The following is a 7514-nucleotide window of genomic DNA, read 5'->3' as shown; positions in this document are numbered from 1 at the left end:
TGAACTTTTGCTTTGTCACAGGATGTCGCTACAGGGTCAGGAGTGTGGTGATCTGATCCTAATTTCGGCTAAAAGTTCGATTTATTCAACAAAGCCCCTTGAAAGTGAAAAAACAGCCGTTACAGGTTTATGACGTCACGCCGATCACACCCATCTCGATTAAAAAGCCGCTCGACTTTACTGACGCACCCGCAGCGCAAACAACACCCGTTTTAGTGGAGGCAGAGAAAAATAAACCTGCCGAAATAGTTCCTCTTGAACCGGTTGCTGAAACGTCCTCTTTTGATTTCGATGAATAAGGGAATGCCATGTTGATAAGTAGTGATAAAGAACGCAAAGGCCGTAACAGTGAGAAAATGGCACAGCTTCTTAATTTTTTGAAAGAGGAAACCTACAGCGATTTTGACACGCTAAAACAACTTTTTAGGTATAAGGCACATCAACCGCTTTACCTTCTGCTCGATAAACTGGAAGGAATGGGGCTTATTCAAAAATATGTTTTCGTCTCTCGCCTTGGCAGTCTCACGCTGTGGGGAATAACCCAGGATGGGATCGCCGTCGTACTCAGCCCCGAAGACAAGATTTTCCCCGCCCGATTTGAACCGGCAAAGGGCTTTGTTGAATAAATCGAACTTTTAGCCGAAATTAGGATCAGATCACCACACTCCTGACCCTGTAGCGACATCCTGTGACAAAGCAAAAGTTCAAAATCACCAACTGGAAAGCCTATAACAAAGCGCTTATCAATCGTGGCTCGCTGACTTTCTGGCTTGATGAGTCGACAATCAAGGCCTGGTACGACGAGCCAAACACCTCTTCACGTGGTCGTCCGCAACGTTATTCTGAGCTCGCTATTACCACTGTACTGATGCTCAAACGCGTCTTTCGCCTCACACTGCGCGCTGTGCAGGGATTCATTGACTCCATCTTTACCCTAATGAAGCTCCCGCTCCGTTGCCCGGATTATTCCTGTGTCAGCAGGCGGGCTAAGTCCGTCAGCATCCCTTTCAAAAACCCTACACGCGGCGAGATTGCCCACCTGGTTATCGACTCCACCGGCTTAAAAGTCTTCGGTGAGGGGGAGTGGAAGGTGAAAAAACACGGTAAGGAAAAGCGCCGCGTCTGGCGGAAACTGCACCTGGCGGTGGACGCCGATACGCACGAGGTTATCTGTGCTGACCTGTCCCTGAACAACGTGACCGACGCGGAGGCATTCCCGGGGCTTATCCGCCAGACCCATCGGAAAATAAGGGTCGCTTCAGCTGATGGCGCTTATGACACAAAACGGTGCCATGACGAGTTGCGGCGTAAGAACATCAAGGCACTGATCCCACCGCGAAAACGTGCCGGTTACTGGCCGATGGAGTATGCCGACAGAAATCAGGCGGTAGCGAGGCAACGGCTGACGGGGAGCAACGTGTACTGGAAATGGCACACAGCTTATAACCGACGTTCGGTGGCAGAAACGGCGATGTACCGTGTCAAACAGCTGTTCGGTGGTCATCTGACCCTGCGGGATTACGATGCCCAGGTTGGGGAGGCTATGGCCCTAGTACGAGCGCTGAACAAAATGACGAAAGCAGGTATGCCTGAAAGTGTGCGTATTGCCTGAAAACACAACCCGCTACGGGGGAGACTTACCCGAAATCTGATTTATTCAACAAAGCCCCGGCAAAGTTAAAAGGCTGGAGCCTCGATCACCATCTGGATAACCAACTGGTACACCTGACGCTGGCACAAAAAGGCGCGACGGACTGGATTAACGGCGACCGTAACACCTTTTTAAATCAGTTTAAGGTGAAGCACCGGCCTGACGGATTAATCACGCTGCCAAATGGTAAACGGATCGCCATTGAAACGGAACGTAGCTTAAAAACGAAAGCACGCTATCAGCAAATTATCGCCAGTCACCTGAGAGCGCGAACGGAAAACCTCTGGTTTTTCGTGTTCTACATTGTGCCGGATGAGCAAAAGAAACGGGCATTAATGCTGCTGTTCGACACGATAAAGCAGGTTATCGAAAACAGCCAACAAGTCACGCTGGAAGCGAAGCACCGTAACGTATTCCGCTTTTATACAATGGATGAACTCAAAGCCCTGGAGTTAACAACTTATGCTTAAAATTACTCTGCCTGCCCTTCTCCTGGTTGTTTTCCCGGCCTTTGCCGCCCCAACCGTCAGCGTCGGTTTTTCTCCGTCACATACCGCACTGCAAAATGTTCTGTCGGTGGTCAATGACGCCTCAACGTCACTTGATGTTGAGGCGTATAGCTTCACCAGTAAGCCCATCGCGACGGCCATTATTGCCGCGAAAAAAAGAGGGGTTAATGTCCGAGTTGTCGCCGATAAGAAAGCGAACGGTGACCGTTATTCAGCGGTCACTTACCTGACAAATAATCATGTTCCGGTACGTCTTAACAGTCGTTACGCCATCATGCACAACAAAGTGATGATCGCAGATGGCAGCACAGTACAAACAGGGTCATTTAATTACACGGCCAGCGCAGACAGCCGCAACGCAGAAAACAGCATAGTGTTAAGAGGCGTTCCGCAGATTGCGGCACAGTATGAGAAAGAATTTAACCGCCTGTGGGCAGAAAGCGAAGTTTTAGCACCGGCATATTAAATGTCGGCAATTTTTAGCCAGCACTTACGCACTACCCTCTGCATTGTCCACATACCCACAATCGACCCCTACCGGCTTGCCCCGCCGGTAGAGGCGCTCCCGTTCGCGGGGGCGGCTTGTTGGCCTCCCCGCTTCACTGGCTTATCTCATGTGGATATGTGGGCAATGCTCTCTCCCGCCCCCCTCAAAATCCCATCAAATAACGATGCGCTTTAGATGCGGCGCTGGCCGCTTTGAAAATGTAGCGTTTATCGTCTTTCAGTGATTTCAGCCATGATGCAATATAGCTTTCATGCTGAACCTCTCCCACAACGCCTAAATCAGCCATCAGGAAGGCGCTTCCAAGTTCGGCAATCAGTTCTTCAAAGGCGTACCCTTCCGATCCAAACCTCCCTTTCATTTCACGATTTAAGCGGCTTTTCGCCCCGCTCCAGTGGGTCAGTTCATGCAAGCCGGTAGCGTAAAAATTTGCGGCATCGGCAAACAAATGACGCTCAGGCAACCAGATTTCATCCGTTAGCGGTTTAAAAAATGCCTGCTGGCCACGTTCTGTAATATTCGCTCCTGTACGCTGGAACAGTGCTTCAACCTGCGGCAGCGGATCAAACTCTCCTACAGCCTGTGGTTCAATCTCGGTGCCATTGTCGGCGCCCATATCTAGCCCGTCGATTTGCTCAACATTAAACACGGTGAAAGTTTTCAGCATGGGAATTTTTTCGATCTCACCATCATCAGCTTCTTTTTCCAACGTCTTGTAAAAGATGGCCGTAGTACCGTGCTCACCTTTACGAACCTGTGCGCCCTGCTCCTGAGCCTGTTTGTAGGTCAACCAGCGAGAATCATTAAACCCTTGCTTTGCAGCACTGCACCATAACAGCATGATATTCATCCCGCTGTAGGCTGTGCCGGTGGTGAAGTTTGACGGAATACCTGACACCGCACCGTTACGCTTCCACGGACATATCCACGGCTTAACCCCCATTTCTAACGCCTCGATGATGCTGTCAGTCACTACCTGGTAAATATCTGGTTTGGCCTTGCCCTTAGAAAATTTCGTTTTTGAGGAGCCTGACTGCTCCAGCGGGGATACGCTGGTCGCCGGTGCGGGATTAGGGGCGCTTGTTTGGGTATGCAGGTTCATAGTCATGGTTGTTTCTCCGTCAGTGTGAATTTCGTCTTCGTATCGCCTGACGGTTCGGCCTCCCCGGAGTCGTTCTGGCCAGCAAGGGCGCGAAGCGGCTATGCATTACCTTGCTGACCAGGTTGTGACGGGGAACGATTACCGGAAGCTGATATGAAGAAGAAAGGCTCACAGGAGAAAATGACGGCGAGCATACCCGGACTTAGCGCCCCTTATGCCGTAGTGGTGAAATGCTGTTATGCCAGCGATGGAAACCCGGAGGGATGAAACAGCTCGCCTGGCTCAATGCGGAAACACGACATAGCGCCCGGACGGCTTACGTTATATAGGGGGTTAGCGTGAAATGCGGAAATGGTCCTACGTTAAGCGATTTAAGCTTAACGGGTGATTTCGTTCGATTGAGCGGGAACCCTCGACCGTAAGAACCGTTAAAAATGCAACGCCTCATGAAAAGACTGACTAGGCCGCGAAACGCTAAATGACGCTGATGCTAAAAACAGGAATATTTATGATCATGATTTACTCCTGTAGCTTTTACAGTACAATATAGCTCTGTAGCCTATAAAATACAAAATAGCGATGACTACGATCAGGCATTACCTCACGGCAGATGAACGTGATGTATTCATGGAGTTTTTAAAAGACATTCGTGACCCGATAGCCAAGGCAAAAATCGCGTCACGCGTGAACAGGATGGCATCCGGTAACTTTGGCGACCATAAGCCCTGCCGGGAGGGCGTCTGGGAACTGCGTATTGATCAGGGGCCGGGATACAGGGTGTATTACAGCCTGGTTGGACATGAGATTGTACTGCTGCTATTGGGCGGGGATAAAAAAACCCAAAATGCAGATATAGACCAGGCGATTGTGTGCCTGAACGACTATTTGATGAGGTGACCTGATGACTAAATCCCGTTTACATGACGATGCGATGGTGCAGCTTCTCCGTGAAGACCAGGAATTTGCGCAACACTATCTGCATCAGGCCTTTGCTGATATCGATGACGAGGGAGGGCAGCAGGCCTTCCTGGCGGCGTTGCGTCATGTGGTTGAGGCCAGAGGTGGAATGAGTCTGGTGGCAGAGCGAGCGGGTGTTTCCCGGGAAACACTTTATCGAACGCTTTCACCTAAAGGTAATCCCACGTTGAAAACGCTCCGCCGTGTTGTGTCTGCTACCGGTTTCCCGTTCTCTCATCTGGCAACAGCACCCTGATTTTCTGGTTACCTTACCCCCTGAAGTCCGCTATATGCGGGCTTTTCGTTATGTAACACGTTGAGCGCACAAGTCCCATTGCGCTAAATACGCCCCAGCACTGAAAAATCAGGCACACATCAGCCCCACGCCCTTAATTGATAAAGATATCCGTACACCCGGGTAAACCGTAAAATCACAAAAAATAACGTATTCAGAAGAGACATAATCAATGACCAGCATTCAGCAGCGCGCAGAGTTACATCGTCAAATCTGGCAAATTGCCAATGATGTCAGAGGGTCGGTCGATGGATGGGATTTCAAGCAGTATGTCCTGGGGGCGCTTTTCTACCGTTTTATCAGCGAAAACTTTTCTCTCTACATTGAAGCAGGCGATGACAGTGTCAGTTATGCAGAAATGGATGACAGTATCATCACTGATGATATCAAAGACGACGCGATTAAAACCAAAGGCTATTTTATTTATCCGAGCCAGCTTTTCTGTAATGTCGCTGCAAAGGCCAATATCAACACCAGACTGAATATCGATTTAAACAGCGCGTTTGTCGCGATTGAAACGTCTGCCTACGGATATCCTTCTGAAGCGGATATTAAAGGCCTGTTTGCCGATTTTGATACCACTAGTAACCGCTTAGGCAATACCGTTAAAGATAAAAATACCCGCCTGGCCGCCGTACTGAAGGGGGTTGAAGGACTGAAGCTGGGTAATTTTGAAGACAATCAGATTGACCTGTTTGGTGACGCGTATGAGTTCCTGATTTCTAACTATGCCGCCAATGCCGGTAAATCAGGCGGTGAGTTTTTCACGCCTCAGCATGTCTCTAAGTTGATTGCTCAACTGGCGATGCACGGTCAGACCCACGTCAATAAAATCTACGACCCTGCCGCAGGCTCTGGCTCACTGCTGTTGCAGGCCAAAAAGCATTTTGACAACCACATCATTGAAGACGGCTTCTTCGGGCAGGAAATCAACCATACGACCTTTAACCTGGCCCGTATGAACATGTTTCTGCACAACATCAACTACGACAAATTTAACATCATGCTGGGTGACACGCTCAGAGAGCCACATTTTGGTGACGACAGACCGTTTGATGCGATTGTATCTAACCCGCCTTACTCTTTGTCATGGATTGGCAGTGATGACCCGACACTGATTAACGATGAACGCTTTGCGCCTGCCGGGGTCCTTGCCCCGAAATCTAAAGCGGACTTTGCCTTTGTTCTGCACTCATTGAATTACCTGTCAGCCAAAGGCCGTGCAGTGATTGTCTGCTTCCCGGGGATTTTTTACCGTGGCGGTGCAGAGCAAAAAATCCGTCAGTACCTCATCGATAACAACTATGTTGAAACGGTCATTTCATTAGCGCCGAACCTGTTCTTCGGCACGACCATTGCCGTGAATATTCTGGTGCTGTCCAAACATAAGACTGATACCAACGTGCAGTTTATCGACGCCAGTGGCCTGTTCAAAAAAGAAACCAATAACAACATCCTCACAGATGCCCATATTGAACAGATTATGCAGGTGTTCGACAGCAAGGCGGGTATCGACCATCTGGCGAAATCTGTGACGCTCGAGGGCGTTGCCGCAAATGACTACAACCTGTCTGTCAGCAGCTATGTGGAAGCCAAAGACACCCGTGAAATCGTCAATATCACTGAGCTGAATGCCGAACTGAAAACCACAGTCGCCCGTATCGACCAGTTACGCACAGACATTGATGCGATTGTGGCAGAGATTGAAGGCAGCGAGGCGCAGCTATGAACGAGATGAGTTATCTGGAAAAGCTGCTGGATGGCGTTGAGGTGGAGTGGACGCCACTGGGAGAGTTGGGTGAACTAGTTCGCGGAAATGGATTGCCAAAAACTGATTTTACGGAATCAGGTGTTCCCGCTATTCACTACGGACAGATTTATACTTTCTATGGGCTTTCAACCGCATCGACAAAGTCGTTTGTTTCGTATGAAACTGCGAAAAAGCTCAAAAAAGTAAATGCTGGAGACGTTGTAATTACTAACACCAGCGAAAACATTGCTGATGTTGGTAAAGCGTTAGTTTATCTAGGTAAAGAGCAAGCCGTTACGGGTGGGCACGCTACAATATTCAAACCAAGTAATGGTGTTATCGGGAAATATTTCGCTTACTTTACACAAACCGATGTTTTTTCAAGCGATAAAAGAAAGTATTCAAAAGGGACAAAAGTAATTGATGTCTCAGCTACTGACATGGCCAAAATCACAATCCCCATCCCTTGCCCGGACAACCCTGAAAAGTCTCTGGCTATCCAGTCTGAAATCGTCCAAATTCTGGATAAATTTACCGCCCTTACCGCTGAGCTTACCGCTGAGCTTACCGCACGTAAAAAACAGTACAACTACTATCGTGACCAGTTGCTGAGCTTTGAAGAGGGGGAGGTTGAGTGGAAGACGTTGGGGCTTTGTTGAATAAATCAGATTTCGGGTAAGTCTCCCCCGTAGCGGGTTGTGTTTTCAGGCAATACGCACACTTTCAGGCATACCTGCTTTCGTCA

7 protein-coding genes and 3 pseudogenes are annotated in these 7514 nt (G+C 49.1%); 9 read left to right on the top strand and 1 reads right to left on the bottom strand.

Features of this window, described 5'->3' with window-relative positions:
- Positions 1-98: 98 nt before the first annotated feature.
- The 5 genes and pseudogenes from F9C28_RS19340 to F9C28_RS19320 all read left to right on the top strand — a co-directional run bounded on the left by F9C28_RS19340 (position 99) and on the right by F9C28_RS19320 (position 2626).
- A complete protein-coding gene (locus tag F9C28_RS19340; protein WP_199016892.1) occupies positions 99-299 on the top strand; it encodes a hypothetical protein in 201 nt (66 codons plus the stop codon).
- A 9-nt stretch (positions 300-308) separates the two neighbouring features.
- Positions 309-611 (top strand): annotated as a pseudogene (locus tag F9C28_RS19335) (MobC family replication-relaxation protein); the annotation flags it as partial.
- A gap of 77 nt (positions 612-688) precedes the next feature.
- The gene (locus F9C28_RS19330; protein ID WP_199016890.1) at positions 689-1612 is read left to right on the top strand and encodes an IS5 family transposase; all 924 of its coding nucleotides are present in this window, start codon (positions 689-691) and stop codon (positions 1610-1612) included.
- 56 nt (positions 1613-1668) lie between these two features.
- A pseudogene (gene mobC, locus F9C28_RS19325) lies at positions 1669-2121 on the top strand (MobC family replication-relaxation protein); the annotation flags it as partial.
- Positions 2114-2626, top strand: a complete 513-nt coding sequence (locus F9C28_RS19320) for a phospholipase D family nuclease (protein WP_064645499.1) — start codon at positions 2114-2116, stop codon at positions 2624-2626. The pseudogene mobC and the gene F9C28_RS19320, both read left to right, overlap by 8 nt.
- Positions 2627-2810: 184 nt before the next feature.
- On the opposite strand, the gene F9C28_RS19315 is transcribed toward F9C28_RS19320, so the two are convergent.
- On the bottom strand, positions 2811-3773 hold the full coding sequence (locus tag F9C28_RS19315) for an ArdC family protein (protein WP_064645500.1): 963 nt from the start codon (positions 3771-3773) through the stop codon (positions 2811-2813).
- A 573-nt stretch (positions 3774-4346) separates the two neighbouring features.
- Between F9C28_RS19315 and F9C28_RS19310 the strand changes: the two genes are divergently transcribed.
- The 4 genes and pseudogenes from F9C28_RS19310 to F9C28_RS19295 form a co-directional block, all read left to right on the top strand.
- Positions 4347-4664 carry a type II toxin-antitoxin system RelE/ParE family toxin gene (locus tag F9C28_RS19310; protein WP_050110592.1) on the top strand — a complete coding sequence of 106 codons (318 nt, stop codon included), beginning with the start codon at positions 4347-4349 and terminating at the stop codon, positions 4662-4664.
- Positions 4665-4668: 4 nt separating this feature from the next.
- Entirely contained in the window at positions 4669-4980 is a 312-nt protein-coding gene (locus tag F9C28_RS19305; RefSeq protein ID WP_199016888.1) for an addiction module antidote protein, read from the top strand.
- Between the two features lie 211 nt (positions 4981-5191).
- On the top strand, positions 5192-6748 hold the full coding sequence (locus F9C28_RS19300) for a type I restriction-modification system subunit M (RefSeq protein WP_199016887.1): 1557 nt from the start codon (positions 5192-5194) through the stop codon (positions 6746-6748).
- Positions 6745-7419, top strand: a pseudogene (locus F9C28_RS19295) (restriction endonuclease subunit S); the annotation flags it as partial. The gene F9C28_RS19300 and the pseudogene F9C28_RS19295, both read left to right, overlap by 4 nt.
- Positions 7420-7514 lie beyond the last annotated feature (95 nt).

The organism is Shimwellia pseudoproteus (assembly GCF_016415625.1).
Taxonomy (GTDB): Bacteria; Pseudomonadota; Gammaproteobacteria; order Enterobacterales; family Enterobacteriaceae; genus Shimwellia; species Shimwellia pseudoproteus.
Note: the sequence above shows the minus strand (reverse complement) of the source record. Positions and strands in the feature narration are given on the sequence as shown.

Bases quoted from the DNA above. Each gene is read 5' to 3' on its own strand.
- F9C28_RS19320 (WP_064645499.1), top strand. From the start codon at position 2,114: ATGCTTAAAATTACTCTGCCTGCCCTTCTCCTGGTTGTTTTCCCGGCC.
- F9C28_RS19315 (WP_064645500.1), bottom strand. From the start codon at position 3,773: ATGACTATGAACCTGCATACCCAAACAAGCGCCCCTAATCCCGCACCG.
- F9C28_RS19310 (WP_050110592.1), top strand. From the start codon at position 4,347: ATGACTACGATCAGGCATTACCTCACGGCAGATGAACGTGATGTATTC.
- F9C28_RS19305 (WP_199016888.1), top strand. From the start codon at position 4,669: ATGACTAAATCCCGTTTACATGACGATGCGATGGTGCAGCTTCTCCGT.
- F9C28_RS19300 (WP_199016887.1), top strand. From the start codon at position 5,192: ATGACCAGCATTCAGCAGCGCGCAGAGTTACATCGTCAAATCTGGCAA.